This is a genomic window from Hydrogenophaga sp. (genome assembly GCF_030158645.1).
Taxonomy (GTDB): Bacteria; Pseudomonadota; Gammaproteobacteria; order Burkholderiales; family Burkholderiaceae_C; genus Hydrogenophaga.
On the sequence record NZ_JAOASO010000089.1, the window covers coordinates 54828 to 72069 of the forward strand.

General features: G+C 66.8%; 17 protein-coding genes. 8 read left to right on the forward strand and 9 right to left on the reverse strand.

Going from position 1 to position 17242, the window contains the following annotated elements:
- Positions 1–10 precede the first annotated feature (10 nt).
- Genes puhC through Q1W68_RS09540 form a run of 5 tightly spaced genes read left to right on the forward strand, consistent with a single transcriptional unit; the run spans position 11 to position 5091 of the window.
- A complete protein-coding gene (puhC, locus tag Q1W68_RS09520; protein ID WP_300649503.1) occupies positions 11–469 on the forward strand; it encodes a photosynthetic complex assembly protein PuhC in 459 nt (152 codons plus the stop codon).
- A gap of 25 nt (positions 470–494) precedes the next feature.
- A complete protein-coding gene (gene acsF / locus Q1W68_RS09525; RefSeq protein ID WP_300649505.1) occupies positions 495–1610 on the forward strand; it encodes a magnesium-protoporphyrin IX monomethyl ester (oxidative) cyclase in 1116 nt (371 codons plus the stop codon).
- A gap of 19 nt (positions 1611–1629) precedes the next feature.
- A complete protein-coding gene (puhE, locus tag Q1W68_RS09530) occupies positions 1630–2418 on the forward strand; it encodes a putative photosynthetic complex assembly protein PuhE (RefSeq protein WP_300660516.1) in 789 nt (262 codons plus the stop codon).
- A complete protein-coding gene (locus Q1W68_RS09535; protein ID WP_300660519.1) occupies positions 2415–4007 on the forward strand; it encodes a phytoene desaturase in 1593 nt (530 codons plus the stop codon). The genes puhE and Q1W68_RS09535 overlap by 4 nt, the downstream gene beginning before the upstream one ends.
- On the forward strand, positions 3982–5091 hold the full coding sequence (locus Q1W68_RS09540; RefSeq protein ID WP_300649511.1) for a phytoene/squalene synthase family protein: 1110 nt from the start codon (positions 3982–3984) through the stop codon (positions 5089–5091). The genes Q1W68_RS09535 and Q1W68_RS09540 overlap by 26 nt, the downstream gene beginning before the upstream one ends.
- Positions 5092–5116: 25 nt before the next feature.
- On the opposite strand, the gene Q1W68_RS09545 is transcribed toward Q1W68_RS09540, so the two are convergent.
- Positions 5117–5596, reverse strand: coding sequence for a hypothetical protein (locus tag Q1W68_RS09545; protein WP_300649513.1), 480 nt, complete (start codon positions 5594–5596; stop codon positions 5117–5119).
- Positions 5597–5845: 249 nt separating this feature from the next.
- Here Q1W68_RS09545 and Q1W68_RS09550 point away from each other — a divergent pair, with 249 nt between their 5' ends.
- From Q1W68_RS09550 to Q1W68_RS09560, 3 genes are all read left to right on the forward strand, one after another.
- A complete protein-coding gene (locus Q1W68_RS09550) occupies positions 5846–6637 on the forward strand; it encodes a Crp/Fnr family transcriptional regulator (RefSeq protein WP_300649515.1) in 792 nt (263 codons plus the stop codon).
- A 142-nt stretch (positions 6638–6779) separates the two neighbouring features.
- Positions 6780–7613, forward strand: a complete 834-nt coding sequence (locus tag Q1W68_RS09555) for a Crp/Fnr family transcriptional regulator (protein WP_300649517.1) — start codon at positions 6780–6782, stop codon at positions 7611–7613.
- Positions 7614–7686: 73 nt separating this feature from the next.
- Entirely contained in the window at positions 7687–8133 is a 447-nt protein-coding gene (locus Q1W68_RS09560; protein ID WP_300649519.1) for a PRC-barrel domain-containing protein, read from the forward strand.
- Positions 8134–8151: 18 nt separating this feature from the next.
- On the opposite strand, the gene Q1W68_RS09565 is transcribed toward Q1W68_RS09560, so the two are convergent.
- The 8 genes from Q1W68_RS09565 to Q1W68_RS09600 all read right to left on the reverse strand — a co-directional run bounded on the left by Q1W68_RS09565 (position 8152) and on the right by Q1W68_RS09600 (position 17041).
- Positions 8152–10065, reverse strand: coding sequence for a potassium transporter Kup (locus tag Q1W68_RS09565; protein ID WP_300649521.1), 1914 nt, complete (start codon positions 10063–10065; stop codon positions 8152–8154).
- 79 nt (positions 10066–10144) lie between these two features.
- The gene (locus tag Q1W68_RS09570; RefSeq protein ID WP_300649523.1) at positions 10145–10837 is read right to left on the reverse strand and encodes a response regulator; all 693 of its coding nucleotides are present in this window, start codon (positions 10835–10837) and stop codon (positions 10145–10147) included.
- Positions 10834–12375 carry an ATP-binding protein gene (locus tag Q1W68_RS09575; protein ID WP_300649525.1) on the reverse strand — a complete coding sequence of 514 codons (1542 nt, stop codon included), beginning with the start codon at positions 12373–12375 and terminating at the stop codon, positions 10834–10836. The genes Q1W68_RS09570 and Q1W68_RS09575 overlap by 4 nt, the downstream gene beginning before the upstream one ends.
- 52 nt (positions 12376–12427) lie before the next feature.
- Positions 12428–13516, reverse strand: a complete 1089-nt coding sequence (locus tag Q1W68_RS09580) for a sulfate ABC transporter ATP-binding protein (RefSeq protein WP_300649527.1) — start codon at positions 13514–13516, stop codon at positions 12428–12430.
- A gap of 61 nt (positions 13517–13577) precedes the next feature.
- Positions 13578–14474, reverse strand: coding sequence for a sulfate ABC transporter permease subunit CysW (gene cysW, locus Q1W68_RS09585; protein WP_300716396.1), 897 nt, complete (start codon positions 14472–14474; stop codon positions 13578–13580).
- Positions 14471–15364: a sulfate ABC transporter permease subunit CysT gene (cysT, locus tag Q1W68_RS09590; protein ID WP_300716399.1), complete on the reverse strand. Its 894-nt coding sequence runs from the start codon at positions 15362–15364 to the stop codon at positions 14471–14473. Before cysT ends, cysW begins: the two co-directional genes overlap by 4 nt.
- Positions 15365–16363 carry a sulfate ABC transporter substrate-binding protein gene (locus Q1W68_RS09595; RefSeq protein ID WP_300716402.1) on the reverse strand — a complete coding sequence of 333 codons (999 nt, stop codon included), beginning with the start codon at positions 16361–16363 and terminating at the stop codon, positions 15365–15367.
- A 117-nt stretch (positions 16364–16480) separates the two neighbouring features.
- Positions 16481–17041 carry an alpha/beta hydrolase gene (locus tag Q1W68_RS09600; RefSeq protein WP_300649535.1) on the reverse strand — a complete coding sequence of 187 codons (561 nt, stop codon included), beginning with the start codon at positions 17039–17041 and terminating at the stop codon, positions 16481–16483.
- Positions 17042–17242 lie beyond the last annotated feature (201 nt).

Consider the following 17242-nt stretch of genomic DNA (forward strand, 5'->3'; position numbering starts at 1 on the left):
GGAACACGCCATGAACACGCACCAACCTTCGCCCCTGGGCACCGTCACTCCCTGGCCGATCTGGGCGCTGGGCATTTTCCTGCTGGTGGTCCTGGCCGGTGTGACCCTGCAGATGAAGGTGTTTGGCGTGGCGCCACCCGAGCCCCATGAAGCCGTGCAGTGGGAGCGCAAGCTGTCGTTCGTGGGCCAGTCCAACGGCGACATTGCGGTGCTGGACGTGGCCACGAAACAGGAGGTGGCGCGGTTCCAGGGCGAGCAGGGTTTTCTGCGCGGCAGCCTGCGGGCCCTCAACCGCGAGCGCAAGCGCAGCGGCATGAACCCCGACTTGCCGTTCCAGCTGACCGGTCATGTGGATGGCCGCATCACGCTGCTGGACACCGCCACCGGCCAGCGTCTGAGCCTGGAGTCGTTCGGGCCCACCAACTCGGCCGTGTTCTCTCAGCTGCAGTGGGCCAAGCCCGCTTCATGAACCCAGCCACCCTCAGGAGACAACGATGAACACCCCCACCGCCAGCGCCGAGATCGACCACGTTGCCCTGCTCATGGACACGGTGGCCAGCGCCGAAGACGCCAACGCCAAAGCCGTGAAAAGCACCATGCTCTCGCCGCGCTTCTACACCACCGACTTCAAGGCCATGGACGCGCTCGACGTGTCCAGCGTGCGGGCCGACTGGGACGTGATGATGAAGGAGTACGAGGGCGACAACAACCACGACCACTTCCAGCGCGACGCCGCGTTCGCGGAAGAGGTGCGCACGCTGATGCCACAACTCTCGCCCGAGATGCGCCAGGAGTTCCTGGACTTCCTCATCAGTTCGCTCACCTCGGAGTTCTCGGGCTGCATCCTCTACAACGAGATCCGCAAGAACGTCAGCAACCCCGACATCAAGCAGCTGATGACCTACATGGCGCGCGATGAATCGCGCCACGCCGGTTTCATCAACCAGTCGCTCAAGGACTTCAACCTCGGCATCGACCTGGGCAGCCTCAAGCGCAACAAGGCCTACACCTACTTCAAGCCCAAGTACATCTTCTACGCCACCTACCTCAGCGAGAAGATCGGCTACGCGCGCTACATCACCATCTTCCGCCAGCTGGAGCGCCACCCCGACAAACGTTTCCACCCCATCTTTCGCTGGTTCGAACGCTGGTGCAACGACGAGTTTCGCCATGGCGAGTCGTTCGCGCTGATCATGCGGTCGCAGCCCGAGCTGCTGCAGGGTGCCAACAAGCTCTGGATCCGCTTTTTCATCCTGGCGGTGTACGCCACGATGTACGTGCGCGATCACACGCGTCCGCTGCTGCACGAGGCCATGGGCCTGGAGTCGACCACCTACGACCACGAGGTGTTCCGCATCACCAACGACATCTGCCGCCAGGTGTTCCCGGTCGAGGTGGACATCGACAACCCGGCCTTCAGCCGGGGTCTGGAGCGTCTGCTCAAGATCTCGCTGGCGGCCGACCGCGCCAAGCAGCGCGGCGGGCTGGTGGGCAAGCTGCAGGTGGCCAGCTGTGCGGTGCAGGCCGCGTTCACGTTCGGTCGCCTGTACTGGCTGCCGGTGAAAAAGCAGGAGCTGCCGCAGACCATCCGCATGGAACCGGTCTGGTAAGCCAGCGCCGCTGCCAGCCATGACCGAACTCTCCAGCTCCCTGGCAGCGCCCGCGTTGTTTGCGCTGCTGTGCTGGTGGTTCGGCACGGGTGCCATCCTGTGGCTGGTGCGCAGGGCGCCCACCACCTTTCCCTGGACGCTTGGTGTCCTGAGCCTGTTGCTGCTCGGCAGCCTGTGGACCACCCAGCTCAGCATGCAGGACCACACCGTGGGCAGCGCCTACCTGGCCTTTGCCAGCGTGATCGTGATGTGGAGCTGGCACGAGATGGCCTTTCTCACCGGCTGGCTCACCGGCCCGCGCCGCGTGCCCTTGCAGACAGGTGCTCGCGGCTGGACCCGTTTCACGCAGTCGGTGCAGGCCGTGATCTGGCACGAGCTGGCGCTGCTGGCCAATTTCGGCGTGCTGCTGTGGATGCAGCAGGGCCAGGCGGGTCATGTGGCGATCTGCACCTTTGCCTTGCTCTGGTGCATGCGCTTCTCGGCCAAGATGAACCTGTTTCTCGGCGTGCCCGAGACCGGCGAGCAGTACCTGCCCAAGCACCTCGTGTACCTGGCCAGCTATTTCAAACGCGGCCCGCTCACGCTGTTCTATTACCTCACCGTGGGCCTGTCCTGCGGGGTGTGGGCGTGGATGGTGTGGCAGGTGTCCAGCGCAGCCACGGTCGTGACCACCGGCTGGGTGCTGCTGGCGGCCCTGTTGGGCCTGGCGATCGTGGAACACGTGATCATGGCGTTCCCGACGCCCATGCAGAAACTCTGGGGCTGGGCTATGTCGCGCAGCCCGGTGATCAAACCGGAAAAAGCATGAACGCTTTTCGCACCCCTGAAGATTTGTGGGACATCCCGCCCGCGTCCCGTCCGGCGACAGCCAGGCCCTTGCCCGACGCGCCGCACGCGGTGATCATCGGCAGTGGCTTTGGTGGCCTTGCGTCTGCTGTGCGCCTGGCCGCCAAAGGCTGGCGCGTCACCGTGCTGGAAAAGCTGGACGGGCCCGGTGGCCGTGCTTATGTGCACCACCAGAACGGCCATGTGTTCGACGCCGGCCCGACCATCATCACCGTGCCGTTTCTGTTTGAGGAGCTGTGGGCGCTGGCCGGGCGCAAGCTGTCCGACGACATCGAACTGCGCGCGCTTGACCCGTTCTACCGCATCCGTTTCGACGACGGCGACGAGTTCAACTACAGCGGTGACCCCGACAAGATGCGCGCCGAAGTGCGTCGCATCAGCCCCAGCGACGCTGCAGGCTACGAACGCTTCATGGCCGAGGCCGACCACTGTTACCGACTGGGCTTCGAGGCCCTGGGCGACAAAGCGTTTGACACCGTGGGCGACCTGATCAAGGCCAGCCCGGCCATTTTCAAGATGCGGGGCTGGCGCAGCCTGCACGCCATGGTGGCGGCGCACCTCAAGCACCCCAAGCTGCGCATGGCCATGAGCCTGCAGAGCCTGCTGATCGGCGGCAACCCGTTTTCGGTGACCTGCATCTACAGCCTCATCAACGCGCTGGAGCGCAAGTACGGCGTGCACTGGGCGGTGGGCGGCACCGGCAAGCTGGTGCAAGGCCTGGTGAGCCTGCTCGAGGGGCAGGGCGGCGTGCTGCGTTGCAACGCCGAGGTCCAACGCATCGAGGTGGACCAGGGCGTGGCCACCGGTGTGACGCTGGCCAGCGGCGAACACATCGAAGCCGACATCGTGGTGTCGAACGCCGACACCGCGTGGACCTACCGCAACCTGATCGAGGCAAAACACCGCCGCCACTGGACCGACCGCAAGGTGGAGAACGGCCGTTACTCCATGAGCCTCTTCGTCTGGTACTTCGGCACCAGCAAGCAGTACACCGACGTACCGCACCACATGATGCTGCTCGGCCCGCGCTACAAGGAGCTGCTCAAAGACATCTTCAGCCGCCACAAGCTGAGTGACGATTTCAGCCTGTACCTGCACCGCCCCACGGCGAGCGACGCTTCCATGGCACCGGCCGGACACGACACGTTTTACGCGCTGGCCCCGGTGCCTCATCTGGACAGCGGCACCGACTGGGCCACCCGCGCCGCGTCGTTTCGCGGGGCCATCGCCGAGGTGCTGGACCGCACCGTGCTGCCGGGCTTCGAGCAACACATCACCGCCTCGTTGCTCACCACGCCGCAAGACTTTCACGACCGTCTGCTTTCGTTCAAGGGCGCGGCGTTTGGCCTGGAGCCGCTGCTGCTGCAAAGCGCCTGGTTCCGCCCGCACAACCGCAGCGAAGACGTGGACGGCCTCTTCATGGTGGGCGCCAGCACCCACCCCGGCGCGGGTGTGCCGGGCGTGCTGATGTCGGCCAAGGCGCTGGATTCGGTGGTTCCCGCAGCAACAACCTGGCAGCAACAACATGCTCGCAAACACATTGCACGCTGAGACGGTGGCGCCCCGCGCTGCGGTCGATCTGGACGCCTGCGTGGCGCTCATGCGCACCGGCTCCAAGACCTTCTTCGCCGCCAGCCGACTGCTGCCGGTCCGTGTGCGTGCCTCGTCGATTGCGCTCTACGCCTTTTGCCGCGTGGCCGACGACATGGTGGACGGCGGCACGATGGGTATCGACGACGCCATGCGGGTCCTCTCGCAGCGGCTGGACCGCATCTACGCTGGTGACCCTCAGGATTTCGTGGAAGACCGCGCGCTCTCGGTGGTGGTGCAGCGCCACGATCTGCCGCGCCCTTTGCTCGACGCCTTGCTCGATGGTTTTGCCTGGGACGCCCAAGGCCGTCGCTACGACACGCTGGAGCAGGTGCACGACTACGGCGCTCGCGTGGCGGGCAGCGTGGGCGCCATGATGTGCTGGATCATGGGCGTGCGCAGCCCGCAGGCGCTGGCGCGCGCGTGCGAACTGGGCGTGGCCATGCAACTCACCAACATCGCGCGCGACGTGGGCGAAGACGCGCGCAACGGCCGCCTGTACCTGCCGCGCCAGTGGATGTCGCAAGCCGGCATCGACACCGACGCCTGGTTGCTGCAGCCCGTGGGCAGCCCCGCGCTGCAAGCGGTGGTGGCCCGGCTGCTGGCCGAGGCCGACCGGCTGTACGACCAAGCCGCCGCCGGCATCGCGCAGTTGCCGCGCGATTGCCGCTCGGCCATCCTGGCGGCGCGTCTGATTTACGCCGAGATCGGCCAGCAACTGCGCCGGGACGGCCTGGACCCGTGCGCGCGCCGAGCGGTGGTGCCGGCCTCGCGCAAGCTGGTGCTGCTGGCGTGTGCTTCGGTGCAGTCGGGTTGGTTGGGTCGTTCGACCGCTGCGGTGCCGCCGCTGGCGGCCATCGCTTACCTGGTGGACCAGTGCAAGACGCTGGACGACGCCGCGTTTTCGAGCGGGATGTCCACGCGGCCTTTCAACCAGCGCATGGCCTGGATGCTGGAGATGTTCGAGCGGGTGGAGGCGCGGCGCCTCGAAGAGCGCGAGGCTGTCGACAGCCGCACGGCGGCAGGGCAGCGCCTGTCGCATTGAGGGCAGCGCCCCATGGGGCGATGCGTCAGGCGTGCAGGGCGATCAGCTCGGCCTTGCGTCGGGCCATGCGGTGGCCGAGTTCTTCCAGGTCGATGTCGGACGCCTTGACGCGCGGAAACAGGCTCTCGTGCAGGTCGGAGACGTGCTCGTTGACCTCCTGTGCCAACACCTGGATCGGGCCGTCCACCTGCTCCGCCACCGGCTCCAGCGCCCGGATGTGGGCCACCAGCGCCTTCATGGTCGTGTGTTCCGGTGTGGCCTGCGGGAGCACCGATTCCACCGCCGGGTAAAAGATCTCTTCCTTGACCTGCGCATGCACCGCCACCGTGGTGCAGATGCGCTGCACCAGGAAACGCTTGTTGTTGACCGAGCGGGTGTTCTCGAAGGCGGTGAACATCTGCTGCAGCTCGTTGTGGTCGACCAGTAGCTGTGTGATGGCGTTGGCCACCGGACGGCGTGGCTCGACCCGGCGGGGTTTGCGGCCTCGGGGGGCGGTGGTGGTCATGGGTGCTTTCTGGTTCCTGATGGCGCCACCGGGAATGCGATGATGCACAGCCGCACCGTAAGCCCCCGCCGCACGTCGGTCTGTGCGTTCTCGAACAGTGCGGCGTGAGATAACCCTCCGAGGCATGCGTGCGAAAGCGAACAGACGCCTGTTGTGTCCTGCACTACAAATAGACTCGCGGGCACCTGAATTTCGTGCACCGACCCGCTCCGCACGTTGACTTGGTGGTCTACACGGACAAGAAAAACAATGACAACCAACGTCACCCCCAAAGACGCTGCTGAATGGCCCGACAAGGCCCCTCCGACCGCCATGCCCTGCACCGAGTGCCCCCTGCGGCCCCTGCCGCTGTTCGTTGACCACACGCCCGAGGAGCTGGAACTGGTGCAGTCGCTCAAGCGCCGCTCCTTGCGCGTGGAGGCGGGCGAGACCTTGATCCACGAAGGTCAGACCGACTCGCCGCTGTACACCCTGCTGCAAGGCTGGGCCTTCCGCTACAAGACCTTGAGCGACGGCAGGCGCCAGATCCTCACCTTCCTGCTCGCGGGTGACTTCATCGGCGTGCAGCAGAAGATGGGCGACGCCGCCGCGCACGGCGTGGACACGCTCACCTCGGCCAGCTTCTGCGTGTTCCAGCGCGACGCGCTGTGGGAAATCCACCGCCGGTCACCCACCATGGGTTTCAACGTGACCTGGCTGACCGCGCACGAAGAGTCGCTGGTGGACGACACCTTGCTCTCCGTGGGCAGGCGCAGCGCCGAGGAGCGCATTGCCAGCATGCTGATCCTGTTGTTCAAGCGCGCGGCCGCGCTGCAGGACGACAACGGCAAGGGCGGCGTGGTGTGGCCGCTGACGCAGCAGCACATCGCCGATGCCCTCGGTCTGTCGCTGGTGCACACCAACAAGACCTTGCGCCGGTTGGAGAAGCGAGGGCTGCACGAGATCAAGGAGGGGCGCCTGTACCTGCGGGACGTGAAGGCGCTGGCCCGGCTGGCGGACCTCTATGGCGACGGCCACCCACCGCAGCGGCCCCTGGTCTGATGGCGTTGGTGAGGCAGATCACATTGGGACGTCACCGATTGACAAGTTGTGTAAAGCGTTCTCCGCGTGTGTCTTTCGACATGGAAAACCCATATGCATCAACCTACATTGCGTCCAGAGAACAAACTCAAGGCGCACTGCAATGACACAAACAGCCATTTCCCACCGCGAACAGAACCAGTTGCTGGCGGCCCTGCCGTTTGACGACTGGCGCTACATCGAGTCCCACCTGGAGTGGGTCGAGATGCCCGCGCACAGCACCTTGTTTGAAGCCGGCAGCAGCCTGCGCCACGTGTACTTTCCAACCACCGCCGTGGTTTCGCTGGTGTCCACCATGCTGGACGGCGCCACGGTGGAAGTTGCGGCGGTGGGCAACGAAGGCATGGTGGGCGTGGACGCCTTCATGGGCAGCAGCAACGCCAACAACGGCACGACCGCCAGCGGTACCGTGATGGCGCAGAACACGGCGTTGGTGAGCCGGGGCGGTCATGGCTACCGCATGAGCGCGCAGTCGATTGCGCACCAGGCCAAACGCTCGGAGCAGGTGATGCACCACCTGCTGAACTACACGCGGACACTGTTCCAGCACATGTCGCAGACCTCGGCCTGCAACCGCCACCACTCGCTCGACCAGCAACTCGCCCGCTGGCTGCTGGTTCACCTGGAGCGCCAGGACGACGACGAGCTTCACATCACACAGGAGCGCATTGCCAGCATGCTGGGCGTCCGCCGTGAAGGCGTGACCGGTGGCGCCTTGCGACTGCAAAAGGCGGGTGTGATCCGCTACGGGCGCGGGCAGATGTCGGTGATCGACCGGGCGGGGCTGGAAGCCCACAGTTGCGAATGCCACGGCGTGATCCGCGACGCCTACGATCGCCTGAAAAACGACGCGGTGCTGCAGGCCAAGCCAGCAGAAAAAAATGCGGGTGATCCGTCCGGCTCGTTTTCTTTGAGCCGCAACGCGATCAAGGTCTGAAGGTACGCCGGCGCACAGACCGTGCGTCCTTCGGTTGCGAGCATGGAGCCCTGACATTGACAAGCGGCACGCCATGCACGAAGAAACACTCGACGAACCCGTAGCGGCGGATGCCGCCGCGCCCCTCAGGCCGGGCCGCACTCCGCGTCAGGGACCGGGCCCCCGCCTCATGGGCGCCGGTACGCTGACGGGCAACGACGTTTTCAACGATGCCGATGAGGACCTGGGCGAGATCCGGGAGATCATGCTCGACGTGCGCACCGGTCGCATCGGCTACGCCGTGCTGTCGTTTGGCGGATTTTTCGGTGTCGGTGAGAAGCTGTTTGCGGTGCCCTGGGCGGCGCTGGAGCTGGACACCGCTTGCCGCTGTTTTGTGTTGCACGTGAGCAAGGCACGTCTGCAAAACGCGCCCGGATTCGACAAGCACCAATGGCCCGACATGGCAGACCCGGCGTGGGAGCGCGACGTGCACCGGTTCTACGGTACCCAACCCGACACACCGGCCCGCCACGATCGGTGAGTCCTGCGGTTCCGCGGCTCAGATCGGGACGCGCGTGCCGAGCTCCACCACAGCGTTGCCCGGCAGCCTGAAAAAGTCGACCACCCCCCCGGCGTTGTGGCTCATGGCCGCAAACAGGCGCTCGCGCCAGCGCCACATGCCACCGCCGGACGTGGGCACCACCGTCTCGCGGCTGAGGAAGTAGCTGGTCTCGAACACCGGGATGCGCAGGCCGTGCGACTCGGTGAGCGCCAGGGCCTTGGGCACGTCGGGCGTGTTCATGAAACCAAAGTGCAGCGTGACGCGCCAGAAGCTGTGTCCGAGCGCCTGCACCTCCACCCGCTCGTTCATCGGCACCCACGGCACTTCGTGGAATTTCACGGTGAGGACCACGTTGCGCTCGTGCAGCACCTGGTTGTGCTTGAGGTTGTGCAGCAGTGCCTGCGGCACTGTGCCCGGGTCGGCCACCGGATACACCGCGGTGCGCTCCGCGCGGTGCATGGTCTTGGGGTCGAGGCTGTCGATGAAAGCTTGCAGTTCCAGACCGTCGCGGCGGATGCCCTGCAGCACGCGTTCGCGTCCACGCGACCAGGTGCTCATGAGGCCGAAGAGCACCAGGCCCAGCGCCAGCGGGAACCAGCCACCGTCGAAGAACTTCACCGCACAGCCGGCGACCAGCAGCACATCGATGGCCAGAAAGAACACGGTGGCACCGATGGCCAGCGGCTTGGGCAGGCGCCAGCCCTCGCTCACCACAAAGTAGGTCAGCACGGTGGTGATCATCATGGTGAGCGTGACCGCGATGCCGTAGGCACCGGCGAGCGCCGACGAGCTGCCAAAGCCCACCACGGCGGCCACCACGCCCGCCATCAGGACCCAGTTGACCGCCGGCATGTAGATCTGCCCGGCCTCGCGCGCCGAGGTGTACTTGATCGCCATGCGCGGCAAAAACCCGAGCTGGATGGCCTGCTTGGTCATGGAATACGCGCCCGAGATCACCGCTTGCGAGGCGATGATGGCCGCGAGCGTGGCCAACACCAGCGCGGGCAGCACGAAGGCCTCGGGGAAGAGGCGGTAGAACGGGTTTTCAATGGCTGTGGGGTCGGCCATCAGCAGCGCGCCCTGACCCATGTAGTTGAGCGCCAGACCGGGCAGCACCAGGCCGGTCCACGCGAGCTGGATCGGCTTGCGGCCGAAGTGGCCCATGTCGGCGTAGAGCGCCTCGGCGCCGGTGAGCGCGAGCACGATGGCGCCCACCGCGGCGAACACGTACCAGCCGCGCTCCAGGAGGAAGGTCCAGGCGTGCACCGGGTTGAGCGCCGACAGGATGGCGGGCTGTTCCACGATGTGCACCACGCCGATGGCCCCCAGCGTGACGAACCACAGCACGATGATGGGACCGAACAGCTTGCCCACCAGGCCGGTGCCGAAGCGCTGCACCGTGAACAGGCCCACCACGATGACCACGGTGATCGGGACGACATAGGGCGCGAGCAAGGGTGTGACGAGTTGCAGGCCTTCCATGGCGCCCAGCACCGAGATCGCGGGTGTGATCACGCTGTCGCCGTAAAACAGCGTGGCGCCGAACACGCCCAGCAGCAGCAGTGCGTGGCGCAAGGCCGGGCGCGAGCGCACCGCGTGGGCGGCCAGCGCGGTCAATGCCAGGCCACCGCCTTCGCCGCGGTTGTCGGCGCGCAGGATCAGGATCACGTATTTGAGGGTGACCACCAGCATGAGTGCCCAGAAGATCACCGAGACGGCGCCGATCAGGTTGTGCGCGTTGAGCGCCACGCCGGTGGCGGGTGCGAAGATCTCCTTGACGGTGTAGAGCGGGCTGGTGCCGATGTCGCCGTAGACCACGCCCAGTGCGCCCAGGGTGAGGGCAGCGGTGCCCTGTCGTTGCAGGGGCGTGGCGGGTTGTTCGGTGTCGAGGGAACGGGCGGTCGCGGTCATGGGCGAGGGAACGAAGTGGAGAGGAGCCGCAGCGTACCGATGGGTGCATCAGGAACGCATAAGGGACCGCCTCGGCACCTCAGTCCTCGCCCTCCACCAGGCGGTAGCCCACGCCGGGTTCGGTCAGCAGGCGCTGCGGGTCGGCCGGGTCGGCCTCCAGCTTGGTGCGCAGCTGCCCCATGTAGAGCCGCAGGTAGTGGGTGTGTTCGGTGAACTCCGCGCCCCACACATCGGCCAGCAACTGCCGGTGTGTGACCACCTGGCCGGCGTTGCGCACCAGGCGCGCCAGCAGCTTGAACTCGGTGGGCGTGAGGTGCACGTCTTCGTCGGTCAGGCGCACCCGGTGCGCGCGCAGGTCCACGCGCAAATCGCCCTGGCGGTAGTGCGTGATGGCCGCCTGCAGGGGCGTTCCCCGGTGGCGCAGGGCCACGCGCATGCGCGCGAGCAGTTCGCCCAGGCTGAAGGGTTTCACCAGAAAGTCGTCCGCGCCGGCGTCCAGCAGGCGGATCTTGGGGTCGTCGGTTTCGCGCGCGGAGATCACGATCACCGGCGTGCTGCGCCCGCGCCGCAGGGTGGTCAGCAGGCTTTCGCCATCGCCATCGGGCAGGCCCAGGTCGAGCAGCACGATGTCCACGTCGGTGTTCGCGAGCAGTGCGTGTGCGTCGGCCAGGCTGGCGGCCGCCACCACCACATAGCCTTCCACCCGGAGCGACTCGCGCAGGGTGGTGCGCAGCTCGCGGTCGTCTTCCACCAGCAGCACGGTGAGGCTCATGCCAGGGCCTCCGGTGCACCGGCCTGTGCCGGGTTCACGGGCAGCGTGCATTCAAAGCTGCAGCCGCCGCGCTGGCGCATGCGCAGCCTGAGTTCGCCGCCGTGCGCCCGCGCGATGGTGCGGCACACAGCCAGGCCCACGCCTGCGCCGCGCCGCGCGGGCGCGTCGGCCGGCTGCGCGCGGTTGTCGCCGGGGTCGCCGCGCTGGAAAGCGTCGAACACCCGTTCACGCCAGGCAGGCGCGATGCCCGGTCCCCGGTCGCGCACGGCCAGGCGGATCTGGCTGGACTCCAGCGTGGCGGCGATCTCCACCGGCGCGCTCTCACCGCCGTACTTGAGCGCGTTGTCCACGAGGTTGTCCAGCAGCTGCACCAGCAGCACCGCGTCCACCCGCAGCAGCGGCAGCCCGGCTTGCAGGCGCGCCTTCACGGCGCGGTCGGGTTGGCGCTGGCGGGCGCGGCGCAGCACCGTGCCCACCAGTTCTTCGACCGATTCCCAGTCGAGGTGCAGGGCCAGTCCCGGCGTGTCGAGGCGCGCGAGCTGCAGTGTGTTGTCGGTGATGCGGCCGAGCTGGCCCGCCTCGTCGATGATGGTGGCCGCCAGTCGCTGGCGTTGCCCGGCCGAGAGCCGGTCGGCCTGGTCGTGCAGCGACGAGGCCGCGCCCAGGATGGTGGCCAGCGGCGTGCGGTAGTCGTGCGAGATGGCGGCCAGCAGGGTGTTGCGCAGCGCGTGCGCATGGGCCTGTTCGCGCGCCGTGGTGGCGGCGTGGGTGGCATGGGCGCGTTCCAGTGCCAGGCCCATCTGGTCGCACAGCGCCTGGGCATGGGCACGCAGTTCGGGCGTGGGCTCGGGCTGGTTGGTCAGCGGCAGCAGCGCTGCACCCAGCGCGGCCTGGCGCCCGCGCATCGGCAGGTACCAGGCGGGCTGGTCTTCGTGGCGCCCCGTGCCCGGCCCCATGGCCTGGCTGTGGCGCAGGCTCATGCCCAGGCCTTCCCAGCCGTCGCTGCCGGCTTTCCCGAGGCGCGTGCCAGCGTCGGTGCCGTCGCGCAGCAACAGGGCCACCGGCGCGCCCATCAGCGAGGCCAGCGCGGCTTGCAGGTCGGGCGCTCGCAACCGCGGGTCGTCGCTGTCGCGCAGGGTGGCGCCGAAGTCTTGCAGTTGGCGTGCGCGCTGCGCGAGCAGTCGCTCGGCCTCGGCCAGCCGGCGCTGGCGCGCCATGAGCAGCGCGACGATCCAGCTGACCGAGAGCATGGTGCTCAGCAGCAGGGCGTGCTGGTGCAGGGCCACACTGAAGGTGAAGCGTGGGGGCACGAAGGCGAAGTTGAACACCAGCACCGCAAGCGCACAAGCCGCCAGGCACATGGCAGGCGTGAGCCAGAGCGCGGCCAAAGCCGAGGCGAGCACCAGCAGCATGGCCAGGTTGGCCAGGTCAAGCACCGGGTACAGCACCCCCATGGCCAGCCCGGCGAGGGTCCAGACGAGGGCGCCCGGCCAGCGGCTCGGGGTGGGTGCGGGTGGCGTTGCGTCCGTTGGCGTCATCGGCGCAACGTAGCACACCCCGCGTCAGGATCGCATCAGGACGGCGGCGGGCTCAGGCGGCCTCAGGCTGCAGGAACACCCGCGCCTTGCGCGGCGCGACCACCACCGTGTCGCCCTCCTGGATACCGAGTTCCTTGAAGCGGTCGGCCGAGAGGTGGGCCTCGATCAACTTGGGCTGGTCGCCGTTGGCGGGTGGCGCCACGGGCAGGAGTTCGAGGCGGGCGATCGGGCCCACCACCACCGCGCGGTCGAGCTTGACCACCATGCCGTTCAGGCCAGGCGCATAGGGCAGCACGTCCAGCTCGTGCGGACGCACGTAGGCGAAGGCCTGCGCGTCCTGGGCACCGGCGTGTTCGGGCGAGGCGAACGACACACCGTCCAGGTGCATCTGGCCTTCGTGCGCACGCCCGTGAAACAGGTTCACGTCACCCAGGAAGCCGTACACGAACGGGCTCGCCGGGCGGTCCCAAACCGCCTGCGGCGCACCCACCTGTTCCACATGGCCCTGGTTCATCAGCACCACGCGGTCGGCCACTTCGAGCGCTTCTTCCTGGTCGTGCGTGACGAACACGCTGGTCACGTGCAGCTCGTCGTGCAGGCGGCGCAGCCAGCGGCGCAGTTCCTTGCGCACCTTGGCGTCGAGTGCGCCGAAGGGCTCGTCCAGCAGCAGCACCTTGGGTTCCACCGCCAGCGCACGCGCGAGCGCAATGCGCTGGCGCTGGCCGCCCGAGAGCTGCGAGGGGTAACGGTCGGCCAGCCAGTCGAGCTGCACCAGCTTGAGCAGGTCGTGCACCTTGGCCTTGATCTGCGCGTCGCTCGGGCGCTCGCCGCGCGGCTTCACCCGCAGGCCGAAGGCCACGTTTTCCAGCACGGTCATGTGGCGGAACAGCGCGTAGTGCTGGAACACGAAACCCACGTTGCGCTCACGCACGTGCACGTCGGTGGTGTCTTCGCCGCTGAACAGGATGTTGCCGGTGTCCGGCGTTTCCAGGCCGGCAATGATGCGCAGCAGCGTGGTCTTGCCGCAACCCGACGGACCGAGCAGCGCGAGCAGCTCGCCCGAGTGGATGTCGAGGTTGACGTTGTTCAGCGCCTGGAAGGTGCCGAAGTGTTTGTTGATGTTGCGGATCTCAATGCTCATAGGATGTCCTTCGTGCTGCGCACTGCGGCGCGAGCTTGCTTGGGGCGGCCCGGCGCGGCGCTCATGATGTTTGTCCCAGCAAGGGGTTGGCGGCTGGCGTGGGCCGCTCGGGTGGCAGCTCCGCGAGTGCTTTCATCTCGGCTTCCATGCGCCACTCGGCCACCGACTTGATCACCAGCGTGACCAGGGCCAGCAGCGCCAGCAGCGAGGCCACGGCAAACGCAGCCACCGACTGGTACTCGTTGTAGAGCACCTCCACGTGCAGCGGCATGGTGTTGGTCTGGCCGCGGATGTGGCCCGAGACCACCGAGACCGCGCCGAACTCGCCCATGGCCCGCGCATTGCACAGGATCACGCCGTAGATCAGGCCCCACTTGATGTTGGGCAGGGTCACGTACCAGAAGGTCTGCCAGCCGCTGGCGCCCAGCACCTGCGCGGCCTGCTCTTCGTCGTTGCCTTGCGCCTGCATCAGCGGAATGAGTTCACGCGCGATGAAGGGGAAGGTGACGAAGACCGTGGCCAGGATGATGCCGGGCACGGCGAAGATGATCTTGATGTCGTGCTCCATCAGCCAGGGGCCGAACCAGCCCTGCGCACCGAACACCAGCACGTAGATCAGACCCGCCACCACCGGCGACACCGAGAACGGCAGGTCGATCAGCGTGGTGAGGAAGGACTTGCCCCTGAACTCGTACTTGGCGATGCACCAGGCCGCCGCCACGCCGAACACCAGGTTCAGCGGCACCGCAATGGCAGCGGTGATCAGCGTGAGGCGGATGGCGGACCAGGCGTCGGGTTCCTGCAGCGCCTGCCAGTAGGCGTCCCAGCCCTTGCGCAGGGCCTCGGTGAACACCGCGGCCAGCGGCAGCACCAGGAAGAGGAACATGAAGACCAGCGCGATGCCGATCAGCGTGTAACGCACCCACGGTGCTTCGGTGCGAGCAGTGTTTGCGCTCATGCCATCGCTCCACCGCTGCGCTTGCGCTGCCAGGTCTGCAGACCGTTGATGAGCAGCAGCAGCACAAAGGAAATGGCCAGCATCACCGTGGCCACCGCAGTCGCACCCGCGTAGTCGTACTGCTCCAGCTTGCTGATGATGATCAGCGGCGTGATCTCGGAAATCATGGGCATGTTGCCGGCGATGAAGATGACCGAGCCGTATTCACCCACCGCGCGGGCAAACGCCATGGCAAAGCCGGTGAGCAGGGCGGGGGCGATGCTGGGAAAGATCACCCGGCTGAAGGTCTGCCAGCGCGTGGCGCCCAGGCAGGTGGCGGCTTCTTCCAGTTCCTTCTCGGTGTCTTCCAGCACCGGCTGCACTGTGCGCACCACGAAGGGCAGGCCGATGAAGATGAGGGCGATCACCACACCGTTGGGGTTGAAGGCGAGTTGCAGGCCGAGTGGTTCGGTGTATTGGCCGATCCAGCCGTTGCCGGCGAGGATGGCGGTGAGCGAAATGCCGGCCACGGCGGTCGGCAGCGCAAACGGCAGGTCCACCAGCGCATCCACAATCTTCTTGCCCGGAAAGCTGTAGCGCACCAGCACCCAGGCCACCAGCAGGCCGAAGACGGCGTTGACGCAGGCCGCGATGAACGAGGCGCCGAAGGTGAGCTTGTACGAGGCCACCACGCGCGGCGCGGTGACCGCTTCCCAGAACTGCGGCCAGGTGAGCGTGAAGGTCTTGAAGAGCAGCGCCGAGAGCGGGATCAGCACGATCAGACTCAGGTAAAAAACCGTGAAGCCCAGCGTGATGTTGAAGCCCGGCAGCACCCGGCGCGTGGCGCGGCGAGGCAGGGCGGTTCCGTGCGGGGTGGAACCACCCAGCACGGCAGACGTTGCTGCGCTCATTTACTTGCCGACGGTATAAATTTTGTCGAACTGACCGCCGTCGTTGAAGTGCACCTTCTGCGCCTCGCCCAGCGAGCCGAAGTACTGCTCCACGCTGAACAGCTTGATCGGCTTGAAGGCCGTGGCGTACTTCTTCAGCACGGCTTCGTTGCGCGGACGGATGTTGTGCTTTGCGGCGATCTCCTGGCCTTCCGGGCTGTAGAGGAAATCGAGGTAGGCCTTGGCTTCAGCAGCAGAGCCCTTCTTGTTCACCGTGCGCTCGACGATGGCCACCGGGTTCTCCGCCACGATGGAGGCGCTGGGGTGGATGGCGTCGACCTTGCCGGCGCCGAACTCCTTGTCCACCGACACCACTTCAGATTCAAACGTCACCAGCACGTCGCCGATGTTGCGTTGCAGGAAGACGCCGGTGGCGTCGCGGCCACCGCGCGCGAGCACCGGCACGTTCTTGTAGAGCTTGCCCACGAACTCGGCGGCCTCGGCGTCCGACCCGCCCTTGCTGCGCACGTAGCCCCAGGCGGCCAGGTAGGCCATGCGGCCGTTGCCACCGGTCTTGGGGTTGACCACGATCACCTGCACGCCGGGCTTGATCAGGTCGTCCCAGTCCTTGATGCCCTTGGGGTTGCCGTTGCGCACCAGGAACAGCATGGTCGAGGTGGTGGGCGCGGCGTTGTTCGCGAACTTCTGGCGCCAGTCCTTGGCGACCACACCCTTCTCGGCGAGGAAGTCCACGTCGGTCGTGGTGTTGAAGGTCACCACGTCGGCCTCCAGGCCGTCGGCCACGGCGCGCGCCTGCGCGCTCGAACCCGCGTGCGACTGGTCGACCTTGATGTCCTTGCCGGTGGACTTCTTGTGGCTGGCAGCAAAGGCGACGTTGATGTCCTTGTAGAACTCGCGCGCCACGTCGTACGAGACGTTGAGCAGCGTGGTCTGGGCACCCGCGAGCGCGGAAGTGGAGAGGGCAACGGCAGCCAGGGCCGCGCGCAAGGTGTTGTTCATGAGAAAGCTCCAAACGGAAACAGGATGTCGGGCATTCTGGGCGTGGGTCTCATGAAACCCAACGACTTTGTTCTTGTTTCCATATGTGGATCGGGCATAAGCCCGGCGCGCAGGGACTCAGGCCGGCTCCACGGCGCGGGCCGCGGCGGGCACCTCGGCCCCGAGCGATTGCAGCAGCGCCAGCCCCAGCGGCCACGGTCCGTGGCCCGAATCCACGTTGATCTGGCCCGCGCCGTTGAGCCGCACGAACTCGCTGCCCCAGGCCCGCGCATACGCGCCCGCCGTGCGCACCGGGCAATACGGGTCGTTGTGGCTGGCGACCACGATGCTGCGGTAGGGCAGGCGCTGGTGGGGCACGGGGGCGAAGTCGACCAGCACGCCACGGCGTTCGGGGTCGGCCGGCGCCACCAGCAACGCACCCTGGATGCGCTGCGCCACGCTGGCCGACAGGTGCGTGGTGGTGATGCAGCCCAGGCTGTGCGTGACCACCACCACCGGGCCGGGCGCACGCTCGATGGTCTCGCTCAGGCGATCGACCCAGGATCTGCGCACGGGCGCAACCCAGTCGTCCTGCTCGACGCGGAGCACATGGGGCAGGGTGTGGGTCCACAGGGTCTGCCAGTGACCGGGGCCGGAGTTGCGCCAGCCGGGAACGATGATGACGGAGGGGAAAGCCATGCGCTGCATTGTGGGAAGCGGTGTCGCATTCACCAACGACCATGAAGTGGTTTGCTCATGGCCCTGCGGCATATGGGCGCGCCCGGCCTCGTTCGTTTGAAACTTTTGGTTGACGTACCCCCTCCAATCCCGCAGGCTGCAAGCCTTGAGTGCTGTGGGCTGCGCAACGCAGCGGTCCGTCGCAACCCCGATGAACCTTGG